This is a genomic window from Brevundimonas aurantiaca (assembly GCF_904830995.1).
GTDB lineage: Bacteria > Pseudomonadota > Alphaproteobacteria > Caulobacterales > Caulobacteraceae > Brevundimonas > Brevundimonas aurantiaca.
Genome location: NZ_CAJGVD010000001.1, coordinates 966,399 through 986,313 on the forward strand (window position 1 = coordinate 966,399; position 19,915 = coordinate 986,313).

Below are 19,915 nucleotides of genomic sequence, written 5' to 3' on the forward strand. Positions count from 1 at the left end.
GGCCCGTTTCACAACGGCTGTGCGGTTGGATTGACGGTGGTCGACCCGGCGGTTTCAGCCGCCGCGGTGGATTGTCGTTCGACCAGGAGCGGCCGAACGATTTCGCAGGCGGAATCCGGCGCCCCGTTCGGGCCGGCCTGGACCAGGCCGATCAGGCGCTCCACGCCCCTTCGGCCCATTTCCGCAATATTCACTCTCAACGTGGTCAGGGTCGGCCGGACCAGGGCGGCCAGCGGCACGTCGTCGAATCCGATCACGGCCACGTCCTCAGGGCAGCGCACGCCCGCCTCCTGGAAGGCCAGCATGGCGCCCAGGGCCATCATGTCGTTGGCCGCGAACACCGCGTCGGGGCGCTGGTCCAGAGCCAGCAACCGGGTGGCGGCGCGATGCCCGGCCGCCTGGGTGAAATCGCCCTCGACGATGATCGGTTCTTGGTCGACCAGGGCGCTGGCGTAGCCCTCGGCGCGGATGTCCGCCTCCAGGTTTCCGGCCGCGCCCCGAATGTGGGCGATGCGGCGCCGGCCCGTCGCGCGCAGATGCTCGACCGCCGTGACGGCCGCCCCGTGATTGTCGATCGCGATGGAGGGGCGGCCCGCCTCGTCCAGGCCGCCGTTCATCAACACCACCGGCATGCGGCCCGCTACGTCGGCGGCCAGGTTGGCGGCGCGCAGATGGGGCGACAGGACGATCATTCCATCGACCCGACCGCGCATCGATCGCAGAGCGGCCAAGGTCTCCTCGGTATCGCCGTGGGAGCTGGATACGATCAGATGTTTGCCGTGCGCGCGCGCGGCTAAATCCATGCCGCGGATCAGCTCGGAGAAGAACTCGCCGTACAGGTCCGGCAGGATGACGCCGATCGTGTCGGTGCGGCTGGTCGACAGGCTGCGGGCGCCGACGTGAGGCACATACCGGAGATATTCGACCGCATCGAGCACCCGACGTCGGGTCGATTCCGTGATGGCGTCAGAGCCGTTAAGCACGCGCGACACTGAGGCCACGGACACCTGCGCCCGCTCCGCCACGTCACGGATCGTGGCGGCCTTGGCGGCCGGCGCATGTCCGTTAACGGCTGACGGGGTGGAGACGTCCACGGTTTCCTCTCTGAGCGTTCATCGTGCCGGCCCACTTATCGAAGGTCCGTCGATAGCAAATGTAATCGGTTACATGACACAGGAGGCTCAGTCACCGCAAGCGGCGAGATGTCGCCCCTTCTCGATTTCTCCTCCCCCGACGGGTGTTCCCGTCCAGGCTTCGGCCGCCACCGCCCCTGGGTGCGAGCCCTGGGGACGGGCGGCATGATCCACCGCGAATTCAGCGGTTGATAACGACTACATCTAGTAGCGCGGGCCGTCGCGACACCGTAATCTGGCGCCAGCTCTAAGGGGAGATGCGGTTTATGCGCTTTCAATCCGGCTTCGTCGCTCGCGCCGTGCGGGTCGCGATGGAGACCCGCGCCATAGAGCGCCCCTTCCTGGTCCAGGAGGTTCTGGCGCCCGCCGGCTGGTCCGACGCCCGGATCGAAGCCTGGCTGGACTGGGGCGATTCGCTCTCGCCCCCGCCGTCCGTCGCAGGCGGCTGGCTGAACGGCGCGCCGGACGCCTGGGCTGGGCGTTTGGCGGCCAAGGGATTGGCCGAGGGCGTCTTTGCCGACACCAAGGCGGCGGGCGCCTTTGCGGCGGAGCTGGCGGCTACGATGCAGCTCGGCCTGGCGACCCCGGTGGGACACGCGGCAACGGCCGGCGTCGTCGACCTCGCCGATCCATCCGCCGCCGCCCGGCTTTCCGCCCACAGGGCCGATCGGACGACCCAGCGGCTGGCGCGACAATCAGCGGAGGCCCTGACCGACGCCCTCTGCGCCGTCGCCGACGCGGTCGATCGTTGCGAGGGGGCCCGGGGGGATTGCGCCGACCCGATGCGAAATCCCGCGCTGGGCCGCGCCGCCGCCGCAGCCCGGGGCCGCGGGGCGACCGACGCCGACATCCTGCGCGCCGTCGACGGTGAGCGTCCCAGCCTGACGCTTCGCCCCTTGGCGGACGGCGCCCAGCTGGTGGTCCTGGCCGATCGGACCCAGACCGCCGCCGGCTCCCCTGACGTTCTGGCCGCTGCAGAGGCCGCCCTGGACGGCGGCCTGGTCGTCGCCTTCGACCCGAGGGACGCTGAGGTTCTGGCCGAACCCGCCGCCAATCGGGTGCTGATCGACCTGGCTGCGGTCGCGGCCCTTAGCGATGGAACGTTCGATCTTCTGCCCGATCTGGTTCGTCTGTGGGTGACGGCCCTGGACCTCCAATCGGACGACGCCGTGCTCGCCCTGGGACTGGAGGGGCTTTTGGACGCCCTGGCGCCGCTCGACGGCGATCCCGCCGCCCGCGCCGAGGCTTTGGGCGCCCTGACGGCGTCGGTCGCAGCCCAAACCTCGGTCGAGCTGGCGCGGCTGCGCAGTCCCTGTGGCGAGTGGGAGGGTTTGAAGGCCCAAATCATCGACCTCGAAAAGGCGCGCCGCGACCGGCTGTCCGCCAATTCCCTCCCCCTCGCCGCCCAGGCGATCGAGATTCTGGATCGGACGTCCGGTCCTCGCCGCCACATCGCCGTGGGTCTGTTCGTCGATGACGCCGAGGCCCGCCTGCGTCTCGGCCGGGGCGCGCCCGCCGTCGTCGATCTATTCGAGACCGCAGACGGTGGGATCGGTCGCCGCCTGGCCCCGGCCCTGGCCGCCGCCCTGGTCCGCAGCGGAGGGGACGTCCAGGCGGCCGAGCGTCGCCTGTTCGGCCGACGCACCCTGGTCGAGGCGCCGGGCGTGGATCATTCCGCGCTCCGCGCCTTCGGCTTCACCGATGTGGAACTGGCCGCCGTGGAACAGGCTCTGGGTGCTGCGGAAAGCTTCGACGCCGTCTTCACCGCACCCGTCCTCGACCCCGGCTTCATCCGCGACGTTCTGGGACTGGAAGACGGCGACGGCCCCTTGTTGAACCTGCTGGGGGTGCCCGAAGAGGCTGAGGCCGCTGCGGCTCAATGGGTGTTCGGCCATGGTCATCTGAGGGATTGGGAGGGCGCGCCGACCGACCTCGCAGCCCTTCTCGCCGATCCCGCCGGCTTCGAGGGTCGCCTGCGTCTGGCGCTCGAACCCTTCAGCGACGCCCCGGACATCGCCCTTGAAACCCTCGACTGGCGCGCCACCGCCGCCCAGGCCGCGCGCACGCTCAGCCAGGCGGCGGATCACGGACGGCGCGCCATCCGCCTGAACCGCGCCGCGCCTCCCCCCGGCCCTCTGCTGACCCTGCCCAAGACCGACCCTGCGCCGCGCTTCGAAGCCGCACCCCAGACCGCCGCCGCACCCGCCCCCAAGGAGCGGATCATCGAACGGGTGGTGGAACGCGAACGCGCCCGCCGCAAACTGCCCGACCGTCGCAAGGGCTATATCCAGAAGGCGGCCGTAGGCGGCCACAAGGTCTATATCCACACCGGAGAATATGAAGACGGCGAACTGGGCGAGATCTTCATCGACATGCACAAGGAAGGCGCCGCCTTCCGCAGCCTGATGAACAACTTCGCCATCGCCATCTCTATCGGCCTGCAATACGGCGTGCCGCTGGACGAGTTCGTGGACGCCTTCGTCTTCACCCGCTTCGAGCCGGCGGGACGGGTCACCGGCAATGATTCCATCCGTTCGGCGACCTCGATCCTCGACTACATCTTCCGCGAACTGGGCGTCTCCTATCTGAGCCGCCAGGAGTTGGCCAACGCCCAGGCGGATCACACCCAGGCCGAGGGCCAAAACTGGGGCGAACTGGGCGATGGAAAGCCCAAGGACGGCGAGGCCGTTCCCGCCGCACGCTTTATATCCAAGGGGTTCGCGCGCGGCTCGCCGCCGGACAACCTGGTCGTCGTGCCCTTCGGCCGCAAGCTGGAGACGGAGCCTCGGCCGGGCGGCGAGACAGAGGCGGCGGCCTGTCCCTCCTGCGGCGACTTCAGCCTGCAACAACGCGGCGCCGGCTGGACCTGCGACACCTGCGGCGCGGCGCCGGCCCTGCAAGGCGGGGATCAGGGCTAAGTTAACGGGTCGCCCCTAGGCTCAGGATCAATGCGACGCCTTCGCCGGAGCGACCCCATGTCCCGCCTGACCGCCCTTTCCCTCGCCGCCGCCCTTCTCGCGACCCTGGCCGTCCCCGCCTCGGCCCAGAACGCCGGTCAGATCGCCTCGGTGCGTCGGGGCGCTTCCTGCGCGGGCTGCAACCTTTTTCAGGGCGACTTTTCCGGGCTTGAGGCGCGGGGCCTGAACCTGTCGCGGTCGCGTCTGCGCCAAGCCGACCTGAGCCTGAGCGTGATGAACCGCACCCGCTTCTTCAACGCCGATCTGCGCGACGTGGACGCCTATGGCGGGGTCTTTTCCGGCTCCAGCTTTTCAGGCGCGGACCTGACCAACGCCAGTTTCGTCGGCGCCTATCTGCAAGGGGCGAACTTCGCAGGGGCCACGCTCCAGGGAACCAATCTCTCCGGCGCCGATCTGTCGCGCGCCTCCGGTCTGACGCAGAGCCAGCTCAATCGAGCCTGCGGCGACGGCTCCACCGTCCTGCCGCACGGCCTGCGTATTCCGGCCTGCTGAAGGCCGCCAATCTTGCCGGCATTTAACGAAATTACCTCGATTTAAGTAGGTCCGGTCACGGTTTCAGGGCATTCAGGCGGTGTGAAACAGATCATCCGCCCTACCCTTTCGGTCCTTTTGCCCGCCCTGGCTGCGGCGAGCGGCCTTCTGCTGGCGCCGTCCGCCTTCGCCGGCGTCGAGATGACGGTGCAAGATCGCGACGTGGCCCGGTCAGTCTCGCTCGGCGGATCCTGCAATCGCTGCGAGCTGTCGGGGCGCAATCTTTCCGGTGCGACCTTCACCGGCGCCAGCTTCATGAACGCCACCCTGGTCGGGGCCAATCTGCGTGGCGCGGAAATGGTGGGGTCGAACTTCACGGGCAGCGACTTCAGCCGCGCCAATCTGACCGGAGTCGAGATCGTCGGCGCCGACTTCACCTCCACCAGCTTCGCAAACGCCGTCCTGACGGGAGCAGAGGCCCAGGGCGCCTCCTTCGTGCGCGCCAACCTTTCCCGCGCCAACCTTTCCGGAGGCGAGTTGCACGGGGTCAATTTCAACGGCGCCACCCTGATCGAGGCCGACTTTTCGGGCAGCGAGCTATTCGGCGCGACCCTGGCCAATGTCCGCGCCGCCGGGGCCGATTTCAGCGATGCCGAGATCAACGCCTCCAACCTGACCCACGGGGACTTCACCGGCGCCTCCTTCCGGGATTCCAGCCTGGACGGCGCGCGGCTGACCGGCGGCGTCTTTAGCCGGGCCGACTTCAGAGACGCCTCCCTGCGGCGCACCGATATTCGAGGCGCAGATTTGTCCGGCGCGCGCAATCTGACCCAGGATCAGGTGCGGGAAGCCTGCGGCGATGGATCGACCCGCCTTCCCGGCCGTCTGACGGCCCAGGCCTGCCGCGGCGCAATCCGCGTCATCCGCGCCGTTCCCGCGCCGCCGACGCCGCCCGCGCCGCCGCGCGTCCGCAACTTCGTGACTGCAGAGCGCTGACGCCCTGCTGAATGCGGTCGAATCGAAAAGGGCGCGCCTTTCGGCGCGCCCTTTCTTTCGCTCAGTCAGGCCGATCAGACCTTGATCGGCGGGGCCGTGCGGATGTGCAGCTCCTTCAGCTGGCGATCCTGCACCGAGGCCGGGGCGCTCATCAGCAGGTCTTCGCCTTGCTGGTTCAGCGGGAAGGCGATTACCTCGCGGATGGCCTGCTGACCGGCCAGCAGCATGACGATCCGGTCGATGCCGGGCGCCAGGCCGCCGTGCGGCGGGGCGCCGAAGCGGAAGGCGTTCAGCATGCCGCCGAACTGCTCTTCGACCACCGAGGCGTCGTAGCCGGCGATCTCGAAGGCCTTCAGCATGATCTCGGCCTTGTGGTTCCGGATCGCGCCCGAGCACAGCTCATAGCCGTTGCAGACGATGTCGTACTGATAGGCGCGGATGGTCAGCGGATCCTGGGTCTCCAGGGCCTCCAGCCCGCCCTGAGGCATCGAGAAGGGGTTGTGGCTGAAGTCGACCTTCTTCTCTTCTTCCGACCATTCGAACATGGGGAAGTCGACGATCCAGCAGAACTTGAACTGGTTCTCGTCGACCAGCTTCAGCTCCGTCCCCACGCGGGTGCGGGCCAGACCGGCGAACTTGGCGAAGACCGACGGCAGGCCGGCGACGAAGAAGGCGGCGTCGCCCTGGCCCAGGCCCAGGGACTTCATCAGGGCCTCAGTCGGCCCCTGGCCCAGGTTTTTGGCGATGGGGCCGCCCCAGGCGCCCTGGTCGTCGGACCAGAAGATATAGCCCAGGCCCGGCTGGCCCTCGCCCTGGGCCCAAGAGTTCATGCGGTCGCAGAAGGCGCGCGATCCGCCGGTCGGCGCCGGAATGGCCCAGACGGCGTTCTTCTCGTCCGCGCCCAGGATCTTGGCGAACAGACCGAAACCGCCGTCGCGGAAATGGTCGGATACGACCTGCATCTTGATCGGGTTGCGCAGGTCGGGCTTGTCGGAGCCGTACCAGGCCATCGACTGGGCGTAGGTCAGGCGTTCGAAGCCCTTGTGTTCGAAGCTCTGGCCGAAGTCGTTGGTGAAGGTGTGGGTCTGGTCGATGGGCGAGACCGGCTTGCCCTCGCCGAACTCTTCGAAGACGCCGTGCATGACGGGTTCGATGGCGGCGAAGACGTCTTCCTGGGTCACGAAGCTCATCTCGACGTCGAGCTGGTAGAACTCCAGCGACCGGTCGGCGCGCAGGTCTTCATCGCGGAAGCAGGGCGCGATCTGGAAATAGCGGTCGAAGCCCGAGACCATCAGCAGTTGCTTGAACTGCTGGGGCGCCTGCGGCAGGGCGTAGAACTTCTCGGGGTGCAGGCGGCTGGGCACCAGGAAGTCGCGCGCGCCCTCGGGCGACGAGGCCGTCAGGATCGGCGTCTGATATTCCAGGAAGCCCTGGTCGAACATGCGGTTGCGGATCGACTGGATCACGCGCGAGCGCAGCACGATGTTCTTGTGCAGGGTCTCGCGCCGCAGGTCGAGATAGCGGTGCTTGAGGCGGATCTCCTCAGGGTACTCCGGCTCGCCGAAGACCGGCAGCGGCAGTTCGGCGGCTTCCGACCGGACCTCGACGCCTTGGACCCGAACCTCGATCTCGCCGGTCGGCAGGTTCGGATTGATGACGGCGGCGTCGCGGGCGATCACTTCGCCGTCCACCCGGATCACGCTCTCGGCGCGCAGACGCTCCACGGCGGCGAAGCCCGGCGTCTCGGGGTGCAGCACCAGCTGGGTCAGGCCATAGTGGTCGCGCAGGTCGATGAACAGCAGACCGCCGTGGTCGCGCTTCCGATGAACCCAGCCGGACAGGCGGACGGCGGAACCGGCGTCGGAGGCGCGCAGGGCGCCGCAGGTATGGGAGCGGTAGGCGTGCATGAACAGACCGTCTGGAAATCTGGCGGTGGAATCTGACGCCTTCGGCGCCTGAAATCGAAGCGGCGTAGGGCGCATCATCGCCCCGGAAAGTCAAGGTTTCAGCCGTTGCAAACCCCGCTGCGGCGCGCAATAGCGGTTCCAGTCAAAGCTGAAGGCGCCCATGTTCATCGTCACCATCACCTATACCCAGCCGATCGAGGCCATCGAGGAAAAGACGGTCGAGCATCGCGCCTGGCTGGACCAGCACGTCGCCAGCGGCCTGATCCTCGCCGCCGGCCCGATGGTTCCTCGCACCGGCGGCATTCTCGTCGTCCGTGGCGGCGGAACGAAGGAGGCGCTGGAAACCCTGCTGAAGGACGATCCTTTCCAGGTCCACGGCCTGGCCGATTACAAGGTGACCGAGTTCAAGGCGGGCAAGCTGAACCCCGCCCTGGCCGATTTCGCCTGAAACGCTCCACAGGGTCTGACGTCCCTCCCCATTACCAACAGGCCCGCTCTGACACAGGCCGACCGGGCCTCTGCTATGACAGAACCATGTCCGCGCCGAGCGCCCTGAGCCCAAAGCCCGCCGAACAGCTGCGTCTGCCGCTGGAACGCCCCGTAGGCGACGCCTTCGTGGTCTCAGACAGCAACGCCGAGGCCGCGCGGGTGCTGGCGGCCTGGCCGGACGGCGTGGGTTCTGTCCTGGCGCTCTATGGACCGGCGGGAGCCGGCAAGAGCCGTTTGGCCGCCGACTGGGCCGAACGGGTCGGCGCCCTGCCCCTGCACGGCGCGGAAGCAGCTGTGATCGACCCCCTGGAGCTGGAAGGCCGCCCCGTCCTGCTGGACTCGGCCTCTGATGCGGATGATGAAAGCCTGTTTCATCTGATCAATCTGGCGAACGTCTCCGGCGGCGCCCTCCTGCTGGTGGATCGGGCGGCCCCGCGGCAATGGCGAGCAGCCCTGCCCGACCTGCGCTCGCGTCTGGACGCGGTGCGGGCCGTGCCCGTCGAGGCGCCGGATGACAAGGTGCTGTCGGCCATTCTTCGCGCCCGCTTCGCAGAGCGCAGCATCGCCCCCGCCGACGACGTCATCGACTATCTGGTGCGACGCCTGGACCGTTCAGCGGACATGGCCGTGAAGGTGGTGGATCGGCTGGACGCCCTGCATCGCCCGGTGACCCGCCCCCTGGCCCGCGAGGTTCTGGACCAGCTCGGAGACGCAGACGCCGCCTGACGCGGCCCCTCCCTACCATCTTCCCGGCCCCTGCAAATTTCCGGCTCGTCCGCTTGCGGCCGTCACAGTCGCGCGCGACAACCGGCGCATGACCGACGCTGCGATTCAAGACGATACCCGGGGCGAGGAAGTTCCAGCCTCCCGCGCGCCTCAGTTGGCCCTGAACGAAGATCTGATGATTTCGCCGTCGCGCTTCTTCAATCGCGAAATTTCCTGGCTGGCCTTCAACGAACGCGTGTTGGAAGAGGCGGCCAATCCGAACCATCCGCTGCTGGAGCGGCTGCGGTTCGTCTCGATCTCGGCGAACAATCTCGACGAGTTCTTCATGACGCGGGTCGCAGGCCTGAAGGGCCAGTTGCGCGAGCGACTCAGAATCCTGTCCGCGGACGGTCTGACCCCGGCCGAACAGCTGGAGCGCATCAATATCGCTGCGGGCCAGTTGATGGCCGAACAACAGGTCCGCTGGCGTCAGCTGAAGAAGGAATTGGCTGCGGCGGGGATCGAGGTGGTCGATCGCAACCGCCTGACCAAGACCGAAAGGGAGCGGCTGGAGCCCGAGTTCCTGAACCAGCTGTTCGCCGTTCTGACGCCTCTCGCCATTGATCCGGCTCACCCCTTCCCCTTCCTGCCCAACCTCGGCTTTTCCCTGGCGCTGAAGCTGAAGCGCAAGGGCGAGGCCAAGACCTTCTACGCCCTGGTGCCGGTGCCGACCCAGGTGCGCCGCTTCTGGGAATTGCCGACCGACGGGCGATCCGCGCCGGGTCGCAAGCGGTTCATCACCCTGGAGAACGTGCTTCTGCTCTTCATCAACCACCTCTTCCCGGGCTGTGAGGTCTTGGAAAAGGGCCTGCTCCGTCTGATCCGCGACAGCGACATCGAGATCGAGGAAGAGGCCGAAGACCTGGTGCTGGAGTTCGAGGAGGCCTTGAAGCAGCGACGCCTCGGCTCGGTGGTGCGCGTCAAGATCGAGGCCTCGATGCCCGCCGATCTGCGCGACTTCATCATCGGCGAGTTGGAGGCGACGCCCCAGGACGTGGTGCTGGTGGACGGCATGCTGGGCCTGGCTCAGCTGTCGGACCTGATACCCGGCGGCCATCCCGATCTGAAGTTCAAGGGCTATGAGCCCCGCTATCCGGAACGGGTTCGGGACAATGGGGGCGACATCTTCGCCGCCGTCCGAGAAAAGGACATGCTGATTCACCACCCGTTCGAGAGCTTCGACGTGGTGGTGCAGTTCCTGCGTCAGGCGGCGCGTGACCCGAACGTCATCGCCATCAAACAGACCCTGTACCGCACCTCCAAGGACAGCCCCATCGTCGCCGCCCTGATCGAGGCGGCCGAGAACGGCAAGAACGTCACCGCCCTGGTCGAGCTGAAGGCCCGTTTCGACGAAGAAGCCAACCTGCGCTGGGCGCGAGCGATGGAGCGGGCCGGCGTCCACGTCGTCTTCGGCTTTGTCGAATACAAGACCCACGCCAAGCTGAGCGTCGTGGTGCGACGTGAAGGGGACGGCCTGCGAACCTATTGCCACTACGGCACCGGCAACTATCACCCGGTCACGGCCAAGGTTTACACCGACCTGTCCCTTTTCAGCTGTGATCCGGCTCTGGCGCGCGACGCCAGCCGGGTGTTCAACTACATCACCGGCTACGCCACCCCGGACGAGTTGGAGGCGTTGATCGTCTCCCCGCTCAACATGAAGGCCAAGCTGATCGAACTGATCGGCAAGGAGATGTCGGCCGCCGCCATGGGCAAGCCGGCGGCCATCTGGGTGAAGCTGAACGCCCTGGTCGATCCCGAGATCATCGACGCCCTGTACCGGGCCAGCCAATGGGGCGTGCGTATCGACCTGGTGGTGCGCGGCATCTGCTGTCTGCGTCCCGGGGTACCGGGCCTGTCGGAGAACATCCGGGTCAAGTCCATCGTCGGCCGCTTCCTGGAACACAGCCGCATCGTCTGTTTCGCCAACGGCAAGGATCTGCCGCACGACAAGGCCAAGGTCTTCATCTCGTCAGCCGACTGGATGACCCGGAACCTGAATCGGCGGGTCGAAGTGATGACCCCCATCCTCAACGCCACCGTCCATGATCAGGTGCTGGATCAAATCATGGTCGCCAATCTGAAGGATGATGCGCAGAGCTGGGTCTTGGACGCCGAAGGACGCTATACGCGCGTTTCCCCCGCCGATCCGGAACGCCCCTTCTCCGCCCATGATTACTTCATGACCAATCCCAGCCTGTCGGGCCGCGGCCGCAAGGTGAAGACCTTGCCGGCCGTCCTCCGCTACGAGCGCCCCGGCCGTTGATGGGTGACATAGCCCCAGCCGGCCGTGACATCGCGGCCATCGACATCGGCTCCAACTCGGTTCGCCTGGTCCTGTACCATCTGGAAGGCCGCGCCGTTTGGACGGTGTTCAATGAAAAGGTCTTGGCGGGCCTGGGCCGCGATCTGCCCGCGACGGGCCGGCTGTCGCCCGAGGGGGTCGCCATGGCCCTGACGGCGCTTCGCCGCTTCGCCGCCGTCCTGGAAGGCGTGCGCCCGGACGCGACCCTGATCGCCGCCACAGCTGCGGTGCGAGAAGCCGAAGACGGGCCTGACTTCTGCCAGAGGGTGGCGGCGGAGACCGGGCTGAACATCCGCGTATTGAGCGGCGAGGAAGAGGCGAAGTACGCCGCCATGGGCGTGTTGGCGGGCGCCCCGACGGCCCAGGGCGTTTCGGCCGACATGGGCGGCTCCAGCCTGGAGCTGACTCAGTTGAAGGGTCTGAAGGCTCTGAAATGGACTCGAGGACAGGGCCTGACCCTGCCGCTCGGGCCCTTCGCCCTGGCCGAGGGAAGCGGTTTTGACGCTGAACGGATCAGGGGCCGCATCGACCAGAAGCTGAAGCCGGTCGCTTCACGGTTCCGAACGGACCGGCTCTACGCCGTCGGCGGCGCTTGGCGCACCCTGGCCCAGGTTCACATGGGGCTGAAATCCTATCCGCTGAAGGTGGTGCATCAATATCAGATGTCGGCGAACGAGGCGTTGGAGACCGCGCGGCTGGTGTCCCGACAATCCGCCGTCAGCCTGGCCAAACTGCCCGGCGTCTCGAAAACCCGCGCAGAAACCCTGCCCTACGCCGGACTGGTGCTGGAGGGGTTGATCAATCATCTGGGCCTCAAACACATTGAAATGTCGGCCTGGGGCGTGCGTGAGGGCCTCCTGTTCGAAACCCTGGACAAGGCCACCCGGACGGCTGATCCTCTTCTTGCCGGCTGTGCGGCCCTGGGCGGCCGTCAAGGAGTGGCGCCCGCCCTGCCGGGCGCTCTGAAGGGATGGATCGCCGACATCGTCGCAGCCCTCCCCTCCGTCTTTGGCGCCAAGCGCGACGACGTGCTGGTGGCGGCCGCCTGCCGGCTGGCGGATCTGGGCGCGCGGCTGCACCCTGATCACCGCTTGGAGTTGGTGTTCGACCAGGTGCTGCGCGCGCCCGTGGCGGGGATCAGCCACGACGAACGCGCCTTCCTGGCCAGCGCCCTCAACGCCCGCTACGGCGGCGGTCCGGCCACGCCCCAGCCCGAGGTCGTTGATCGTCTGCTGGACGCCACAGCCGCCAGACGCGCCCGAGCCCTGGGGCTGGCCATCCGCCTGGCCTGCGATCTGTCCGGCCGCTCGCCGCAACTTCTCGCCAACGCCACGGCGCGTGTGAAGGGCGGAGAGCTTCGGCTGACGGCGACGGAAGGTTATGCCGACGTTCTGCTGGGCGAACAGACGCGCAAACGCGCCAAGGCTCTGGCCGAGGCGATGGACCTGGGCCTGAAGATCCAGACCTAGAGGATCGACGGCGCGTCGAGCCCCGGCCTCTAGCCTTCGATCTCGACCACCTCGACCCGGGCGCCGCTCAGCACCAGGGCGATCTCGCCCCGTTTCAGCTTCAGCGCGTCCTCGCCGAAGATCTGACGCCGCCAGCCCTTCAGCGCATCCACGTCGGCGTCGTCCGTAACGGCGATCTTCTCAAGGTCGGAAACCGTGGCGATCAGCTTGGGCGCGACGCCGGCGTTGTCGCTCTTGGCCTTCAGCAGCACCTTAAGCAGCTCGACCACCGACGGAGGCGCCGGCTGGCGATGGGCAGGGCGCTCCATCTCGGGCGCATGGGATTCCGGATCGGCCAGAACGCGTTTCAGCTCCTCGGCCAGTTCCAGCCCCAACCGCGATCCGCCGAACCCCTTGGGCACCGAACGCAGCCGGTTGAAGGCGTCGGGGTCGGTCGGCGCCTGTTGCGCGACCTCGTCGATCCCCTCGTCCTTGAGGATGCGGCCGCGCGGCTGGTCGCGCTCCTGGGCCGCCCGCTCGCGCCAGACGGCCACGGCCTTGAAGGCCGCCAGATATTTGGCTGAGAACTTCTTGGGCTTCAGCCGCTTCCAGGCGTTCTCGGGATTGGTGTCGTAAAGGGCCGGATCGACCAGGCTCTCCATCTCCGCCATCACCCAGTCCAGCCGACCTTCCTTCTTCAGCCGGTCGCGCAGCTTCGGATACAGGGCCGCCAAATGCGTCACGTCGCCCAGGGCATAGACCAGCTGGCTGTCCGACAGGGGGCGTCGCGCCCAGTCGGTGAAGCGGCTGCCCTTGTCCAGTTCGACGCGCAGCATCTGCCGCACCAGGGAATCATAGGCGACCTGCTCGCCGAACCCGGCCGCCATGGCCGCCACCTGGGTGTCGAACATCGGCTTGGGCATGGCGCCCAGGCGCACGAAGATTTCGACGTCCTGTCGACAGGCGTGGAAGACCTTGATGATCTTCGGGTCGCGCAGCAGATCCAGGAAGGGCTCCAGGTCCAGGCCTTCCGCCATCGGATCGATGATGCCGGCGTGATCGGCGGACGCGGCCTGGATCAGGCACAGCCTGGGCCAGTAGGTCGTTTCCCGCATGAACTCGGTGTCGACCGTGATGAACGGGGCGGTGGCGAGGCGGGCGCAGAAATCGGCCAGCGCCTCATTGGTGGTGATCGGCGTCATTCCGAATGCTATAGCCCCCCGCAACCCACCTGTGGCAAGAGCCGCGCTGCATTTCCGCCCCGATTCCAGGCCCGAGACCCATGAGCGACACCCAAAAACCTCTCGAAAACGGCCTGACCTACGCCGACGCCGGCGTGGACATCGACGCAGGCGAGATGCTGGTCGAACATATCAAGCCCATGGCCAAGTCCACGGCGCGCCCCGGATCCGAGCCTTCGCTGGGCGGTTTCGGCGCCCTGTTCGATCTGAAGGCGGCCGGATTCGAGGATCCGCTGATCGTCACCACCACCGACGGCGTGGGCACCAAGCTGAAGATCGCGATCGAAACCGGCCGTCATGACGGCGTCGGCATCGACCTGGTCGCCATGTGCGTCAACGACCTCCTGGCCCAGGGCGCCGAGCCCCTGCTGTTCCTCGACTATTACGCCACCGGCCGCCTGGAGATCGACGCCGCCCGCCGCGTGGTCGCCGGCATCGCCGAGGGCTGCCGCCAGGCCGGCTGCGCCCTGGTGGGCGGCGAGACGGCGGAAATGCCCGGCATGTACACCGAGGGCGACTATGACCTGGCCGGCTTCAGCCTAGGCGCCGTCGAGCGCGGCCATGCCCTGCCCTATCTCGACCGCCAGGCGGCCGGCGACATCATCATCGGCCTGGGCTCCACCGGCCCGCACTCGAACGGCTATTCGCTGGTTCGCAAGGTGGTCGAGAAGTCCGGCCTGGCCTGGGGCGACGACGCCCCCTTCGCCAAGGATCGCTCCCTGGCCCAGGCCCTGATGGAGCCCACCCGCATCTATGTGAAGCCGGTCCTGCCCCTGATGAAGGCGGGCCTGGTCAAGGGCGCGGCCCACATCACCGGCGGCGGCCTGATCGAAAACCCGCCGCGCTGCATCGCCGAGGGGCTGAAAGCCGCGTTCGACTGGGACGCCTGGCCCATGCCCCACGTCTTCCAGTGGCTGGCCGAGACCGGAGGCATCAGCGACCACGAGATGCGCCGCACCTTCAACTGCGGCGTCGGCTTCATCCTGATCGTCTCGCCCGAGAACGCCGAGCCGGTGCTGGCCGCCCTGCTCAACGCGGGCGAGGTCGCCTTCGTCTGTGGGCAGCTGGAAGCGGCCTGATCCTTCGACCCGCCGATTTCGAATGAAACAAGGGCAGGAGGCGGCGACGCCTCCGGCCCTTTTGCGTATCAGCGCGCCCCGCCGTTCGCCGTTTCGCTGTAGAAGCGCGACAGGTCGGCGTGCAGCTTCACCAGGGCCTCGTGGCTCAGGTACATCATGTGCCCGCCCTCGTAGTAGGTGAACTCCAAGTTCGGCCTCAGGCTGGGCTCCAGCATCATCTGGGCCAGGTCAAACTCGGTCGAGAAGAAGGGCGTCGCGGCGTCGTAATAGCCGTTCAGCGCCAGCACCTTCAGATACGGATTGCGCCGCATCGCCGTGGCCAGATCGACCGCCGTGTTCGGCGTCGTCTGCGGCCCGCCGACCGGCGGCCGGTGGCTCCAGTTCCAGTTGAAGCCCGGCAGGCCCCGCGCCGACATCCGGTATTCGACGTCGGTCTTGTAGTTCAGCTCATTGGCCACATAGTCGCGGAAGACGCCGAAATAGGCCCCCGTCACGGCCGAGCTGGACGGATCGTCCTCGGGCGAGTCGCCGGAGGCGTCGTCGTCCAGGCCCAGATAGCGGGTGTCCAGCCGCCCGATGGTCTGGCGCCGGTCGCGCAGCAGCTCCTTGCGGAAACTGCTCAGCTCCACCCGCATATTGGCGTTGTCGATGAAGGTGGGCGACAGGCCGGTCAGTTCGCTCATCTGGCGCACAATCTCGGCCCGTTCGGCGTCTGAGATCATATGCCCTTTGGCCAGGGCCGAGGCGTAGGGCCCGAGCGCGAAGTCGCGCGCCCGCTGAACCTGTTCCCCCACCGTCGCCGCCGGATGGGCCAGCTTGCGATGATACCAGGCCGTCGCCGAATAGGTCGGCAGCAGGGTGACGAAATTCTGCGGATAGCCCGGCTGACGCACGCCGTAGTTCATGATCGAGGACAGCAGCACCACCCCGTTCAGGGACATGCCCCGGTCTTCCAGCTGGAAGGCCACGGCCCCGGTCCGCAGGGTGCCGTAGGATTCGCCGATGATGTATTTCGGACTCGACCAGCGGCTGAACTTGGTCGTGTAGCGCATGATGGCGCGGGCGAAGGCGTCGGCGTCCTGGTCCACGCCCCAGAAGGTCGAACCGGACGTCTCGCCCAGAGGCCGCGAGAAGCCCGCCCCAACCATGTCGATGAAGACCAGATCCGTCTGATCCAGCAGGGTCATGTCATTGGGGCCGAAGGCGAAGGGCGCCGGGCGCACCACCGTCGGCTCGTCGGTCTGGACCCGCATCGGCCCGAACGAGCCCATGTGCAGCCAAACCGTCGGCGAGCCCGGCCCGCCGTTGTACAGATAGGTCACCGGCCGCGTCCCGACCGGCTGACCGTCCAGCGTATAGGCGGTGTAAAACAGGCTGGCGGTCGGCATGCCCGCGTCGTCGCGGATCGTCAGCGTGCCCGCCGTCGCGTGATAGCGCAGAGTCTTGCCATGGGCGTTGACCGAGTGGGCCGTCGTGACCTCGGTCTCTTCGACCGGCGCGCGCGCCCAGTCTTTCTCGATGGCCTCGGCGTTGGCGTTGCGGAACCGGTCGGTCGCCGAGCGCATCGCGCCGCCGCCGTTGCTGCTCGAACCGCTCTCCTGGGCGAAGGCCGCCACGGGCGCGCCCAGCATCGCGGCCATGGCCGCAAGGCAGATCAGTCTCTTCATGCGATAATCCCCTGTACGCGCCGGCCCTTAAGACCCCTCGTCGAACGGGCGGCGTTACACGGTAACGTCCGAACACGACGAACAACAAGAGCCGATCGTGTTTGAACCTTGCCAAGCGTCGCCCGCCCCGCCATGGGGGCGGCCATGTCGTCCCAAGCCGCTTCTTCCGTCCCTGTCGCCGTCCTGATCTCGGGAACCGGCTCCAACATGGCCGCCCTGATCGACGCCGGTCAGACTGCCGCCAGCGGCTATGACGTCGCCTTGGTGGTTTCGAACGTCGAGGACGCCGGCGGTCGGGCCATCGCTGCGGCCAAGGGGGTCCAGACCCTGTCCATCCCTCACAAGCCGTTCGGCAAGGACCGCGAGGCGCATGAGCGGGCCGTGGATGCGGCCCTGCGCGCGGCCGGCGTCGAGGTGGTCGCCCTGGCCGGCTATATGCGCATCCTGACCCCCTGGCTGGTGCGGGCTTGGGAGGGCCGGATGCTGAACATCCACCCCAGCCTCCTGCCCCTCTATCCGGGCCTGGACACCCACGCCCGCGCCCTCGCCGCCCGCGACGCCGAGGCCGGTTGCACCGTGCATCTGGTCACCGAAGGCGTGGACGAAGGCCCGATCCTGGGCCAGGCCCGCGTGCCGATCCTCTCCGACGACACGCCCGCCGCCTTGGCCGAGCGGGTCAAGACCGCAGAACACAGGCTGTATCCGCAGGTTCTGGGGGACTTCTGCAAGGGGCTGGCGCGGGGTTGAACCCTGCCCTCCATTCCGCCCATCCCCCTCGTCCGCACCTCGATCCCCGACATCCTCCTTGCAACAAAACGGGGTCCCCGCTTTCGCGGGGATGAGCGGAGTGCGGAACATCAGATTACGAAAACTTCATGCGACACCGCGCCGCACCGGCGCAAAGGTGCCGCCGACCAAAATCGGGACCTTATCTTTCATGCAACGTATTCGCCTGATGGCCGCCTGCTCGGCCTGCATCCTCGTCGCCCTGACCGGCGGCGCCTCGGCCCAGGACCATTCGCACGGGGCCCACGCCGCGCCCGGCTTCGGCGCCTGGGGCTTCGACCTCGCCGGTCGCAATACGGCGGTGAAGCCGGGCGACGACTTCAACGAATACGCCAACGGGACCTATCTGCGCACCACCGAGATCCCCGCTGACAAGGCCCGGTTCGGCCCGTTCGACGTCCTCTATGAAAACGCCCAGGCCCAGCTGCGCGCGATCATCGAGTCCAGCGCCGCCAACCCGGTCAACGCCAACGCCCAGAAGGTGGGCGCCCTCTACGCCAGCTTCATGGACGAGGCCCGCGTCGAACAACTGGGCGCCGCGCCCATGGCCGCCGATCTCGCCGCCGTGAAGGCCGTCTCCGACCACGCCGCCATGGCCCGCCTGATGGGCGCCAGCCATTCGGGCTTCGGCGGTTCGCTGTTCGGCGTCGCCGTGTTCGAGGACCTGCAGAACCCGAACATCAACTCGGCCTATCTGGGCCAAGGCGGGCTCGGCCTGCCCGACCGCGACTATTATCTGAAGCCGGACTTCGCCGCCCAGCGCGAGGCCTATCTGGCCTATCTGACCCAGACCCTGACCGCCATCGGCTGGACCAAGCCGGCTGAGACGGCCGCCGACATCCTGGCCTTCGAGACCAAGATCGCAGAGAAACACTGGACCACGGTCGAGCGTCGCCAGATCGACAAGCTCTACAATCCGACCAAGGTCGCCGACCTGGCGACCTTCGCGCCGGGCTTCGACTGGGCCGCCTTCCTCGACGGCGCCCAGGTCGGAAACCTCGACACCCTGATCCTGATGGAGAACACGGCCATCCCCGGGATCGCCCAGGTCTTCGCCGAGACCCCCATCGAGACCCTGAAGGCGTGGGAAGCCACCCAGATCGTCGATCAGGCCAGCCCCTATCTGTCCAAGGCCTTCGTCGACGCCCGCTTCGAATTCCGCGGCAAGACCCTGCGCGGTCAACCGGAGAACCGTCCGCGCTGGAACCGGGGCGTGGCCCTTGTCGACGGCCAGCTGGGCGAGGTCCTGGCCCAGGAATATGTCCGCCTTCACTTCCCCGCCTCGTCCAAGGCCCAGATGGAGACCCTGGTCGACAACATCCGCGCGGCCATGACCGAGCGGCTGAAGACCCTGGACTGGATGAGCGAGGCGACGCGCGAACAGGCCCTCTACAAGATGTCCAAGTTCGGGGTGAAGATCGGCTACCCCGACAAGTGGCGGTCTTATGACGGTCTCGAACTGACCCCCGGCGACCTGTACGGCAATGTCGAACGCTCCAGCGCTTTCGAGTGGGCGTATCAGCGCGGCAAGATCGGCAAGCCGGTCGATCCGCTGGAATGGGGCATGACGCCCCAGACGGTGAACGCCTATTACAACCCGCCGCGCAACGAGATCGTCTTCCCGGCCGCCATCCTGCAGGCGCCCTTCTTCGATCCGAACGCGGACCCGGCCGTCAACTACGGCGGCATCGGCGCCGTCATCGGCCATGAGATCACCCACGGCTTCGACGACCAGGGCCGCAAGTCCGACGGCGACGGCGTGCTGCGCGACTGGTGGACGCCGGAAGACGCCGCCCGCTTCGAGGCGCGCGCCAAGGTGCTGGGCGACATCTACAACTCGCTGGAGCCCATCCCCGGCGTCCATGTGAACGGCGACCTGACCATGGGCGAGAACATCGCCGATCTGGGCGGCCTGCTGCTGGCTCTGGACGCCTATCACAAGTCGCTGAACGGCCAGCCGGCGCCGGTGATCGACGGCCTGACCGGCGACCAGCGGGTGTTCCTGGGCTGGGCCCAGGTCTGGCGCGAGAAATCGCGGCCCGAGGCCCTGCGCGAACAGCTGACCACCGACCCACACTCGCCGGGCGCGGTCCGCGCCGCCACCTCGCCGCGCAACATCGACGCTTGGTACGCCGCCTTCGGCGTCTCGCCTGACCAGAAGGAATACATCGCCCCCGAGGCCCGCGCCCGCATCTGGTGAGCGGTCGCACAAGCCCGAACGAAAAAGGCCCGGAGCGTCGCTCCGGGCCTTTCTTTTTCAACCGAAGGCGAAAAGCCTTACTTCGGCGTGGTCGCGGCGCCGGCGACGGCGCCGATGGCGGCGCCGGCGACAGTTGAGCCGGTGTTGCCGCCGACCACCTGACCGGCGACGGCGCCGCCCAGGGCGCCGGTGGCGGCGCGTTGTTCCATGGTCTGGCCGCAAGCGGCCAGCAGGGCCACGGCGCCGATGACGGGGGTCAGTTTCAGCAGGGTTTTCATAGGTCTTCTCCGGGGGGATGAGATGATGTTGACCCAACGAAAAGGCCCGCGTCCGGTTCCGGACGCGGGCCCCTGTCTCTTCGCGCTACGCTCGGGACGCGGTCCCTCGCGGCTTGAGCGCTGACTTCGCGCTACGCTCGGGACGCGGTCCCTCGCGGCTTGAGCGCTGACT

The 19,915-nt window shown here is 67.5% G+C and carries 15 protein-coding genes; 10 read left to right on the forward strand and 5 right to left on the reverse strand.

The features are described 5' to 3' along the window. Window positions 1–8 precede the first annotated feature (8 nt). Window positions 9–1,094: a LacI family DNA-binding transcriptional regulator gene (locus tag JMT67_RS04835; protein WP_197273308.1), complete on the reverse strand. Its 1,086-nt coding sequence runs from the start codon at window positions 1,092–1,094 to the stop codon at window positions 9–11. A gap of 305 nt (window positions 1,095–1,399) precedes the next feature. Here JMT67_RS04835 and JMT67_RS04840 point away from each other — a divergent pair, with 305 nt between their 5' ends. The 3 genes from JMT67_RS04840 (at window position 1,400) to JMT67_RS04850 (ending at window position 5,578) form a co-directional block, all read left to right on the forward strand. Further along, on the forward strand, window positions 1,400–4,051 hold the full coding sequence (locus JMT67_RS04840) for a TSCPD domain-containing protein (RefSeq protein WP_201462832.1): 2,652 nt from the start codon (window positions 1,400–1,402) through the stop codon (window positions 4,049–4,051). A 57-nt stretch (window positions 4,052–4,108) separates the two neighbouring features. Continuing rightward, the gene (locus JMT67_RS04845) at window positions 4,109–4,603 is read left to right on the forward strand and encodes a pentapeptide repeat-containing protein (protein ID WP_201462833.1); all 495 of its coding nucleotides are present in this window, start codon (window positions 4,109–4,111) and stop codon (window positions 4,601–4,603) included. Between the two features lie 81 nt (window positions 4,604–4,684). Further along, window positions 4,685–5,578, forward strand: coding sequence for a pentapeptide repeat-containing protein (locus JMT67_RS04850; protein WP_183214744.1), 894 nt, complete (start codon window positions 4,685–4,687; stop codon window positions 5,576–5,578). A 74-nt stretch (window positions 5,579–5,652) separates the two neighbouring features. On the opposite strand, the gene aspS is transcribed toward JMT67_RS04850, so the two are convergent. Next, window positions 5,653–7,485, reverse strand: coding sequence for an aspartate--tRNA ligase (gene aspS, locus JMT67_RS04855; RefSeq protein WP_201462834.1), 1,833 nt, complete (start codon window positions 7,483–7,485; stop codon window positions 5,653–5,655). Between the two features lie 160 nt (window positions 7,486–7,645). Here aspS and JMT67_RS04860 point away from each other — a divergent pair, with 160 nt between their 5' ends. The 4 genes from JMT67_RS04860 to JMT67_RS04875 all read left to right on the forward strand — a co-directional run bounded on the left by JMT67_RS04860 (window position 7,646) and on the right by JMT67_RS04875 (window position 12,513). Further along, window positions 7,646–7,933 (forward strand): YciI family protein, encoded by a 288-nt coding sequence (locus JMT67_RS04860; protein ID WP_201462835.1) that lies wholly within the window; start codon window positions 7,646–7,648, stop codon window positions 7,931–7,933. 86 nt (window positions 7,934–8,019) lie between these two features. Next, window positions 8,020–8,700, forward strand: a complete 681-nt coding sequence (locus JMT67_RS04865) for a P-loop NTPase family protein (RefSeq protein ID WP_201462836.1) — start codon at window positions 8,020–8,022, stop codon at window positions 8,698–8,700. An 88-nt stretch (window positions 8,701–8,788) separates the two neighbouring features. Then, a complete protein-coding gene (locus JMT67_RS04870) occupies window positions 8,789–11,005 on the forward strand; it encodes an RNA degradosome polyphosphate kinase (protein ID WP_201462837.1) in 2,217 nt (738 codons plus the stop codon). Beyond that, entirely contained in the window at window positions 11,005–12,513 is a 1,509-nt protein-coding gene (locus tag JMT67_RS04875; protein WP_182713521.1) for a Ppx/GppA phosphatase family protein, read from the forward strand. Before JMT67_RS04870 ends, JMT67_RS04875 begins: the two co-directional genes overlap by 1 nt. A 29-nt stretch (window positions 12,514–12,542) precedes the next feature. On the opposite strand, the gene rnd is transcribed toward JMT67_RS04875, so the two are convergent. Beyond that, complete coding sequence (gene rnd / locus JMT67_RS04880) at window positions 12,543–13,694, reverse strand: ribonuclease D (RefSeq protein WP_054766133.1); 1,152 nt, start codon at window positions 13,692–13,694, stop codon at window positions 12,543–12,545. Between the two features lie 80 nt (window positions 13,695–13,774). Here rnd and purM point away from each other — a divergent pair, with 80 nt between their 5' ends. Continuing rightward, complete coding sequence (gene purM, locus JMT67_RS04885; RefSeq protein WP_201462838.1) at window positions 13,775–14,812, forward strand: phosphoribosylformylglycinamidine cyclo-ligase; 1,038 nt, start codon at window positions 13,775–13,777, stop codon at window positions 14,810–14,812. Window positions 14,813–14,880: 68 nt separating this feature from the next. Here purM and JMT67_RS04890 read toward each other — a convergent pair whose 3' ends face one another. Then, window positions 14,881–16,479, reverse strand: coding sequence for a S10 family peptidase (locus JMT67_RS04890; protein ID WP_201462839.1), 1,599 nt, complete (start codon window positions 16,477–16,479; stop codon window positions 14,881–14,883). Window positions 16,480–16,623: 144 nt separating this feature from the next. Between JMT67_RS04890 and purN the strand changes: the two genes are divergently transcribed. Next, the gene (gene purN, locus JMT67_RS04895) at window positions 16,624–17,226 is read left to right on the forward strand and encodes a phosphoribosylglycinamide formyltransferase (RefSeq protein WP_233455802.1); all 603 of its coding nucleotides are present in this window, start codon (window positions 16,624–16,626) and stop codon (window positions 17,224–17,226) included. 190 nt (window positions 17,227–17,416) lie between these two features. Further along, complete coding sequence (locus JMT67_RS04900) at window positions 17,417–19,465, forward strand: M13 family metallopeptidase (protein WP_201462840.1); 2,049 nt, start codon at window positions 17,417–17,419, stop codon at window positions 19,463–19,465. A gap of 77 nt (window positions 19,466–19,542) precedes the next feature. Here JMT67_RS04900 and JMT67_RS04905 read toward each other — a convergent pair whose 3' ends face one another. Next, the gene (locus JMT67_RS04905; protein WP_008260739.1) at window positions 19,543–19,743 is read right to left on the reverse strand and encodes a hypothetical protein; all 201 of its coding nucleotides are present in this window, start codon (window positions 19,741–19,743) and stop codon (window positions 19,543–19,545) included. Window positions 19,744–19,915 lie beyond the last annotated feature (172 nt).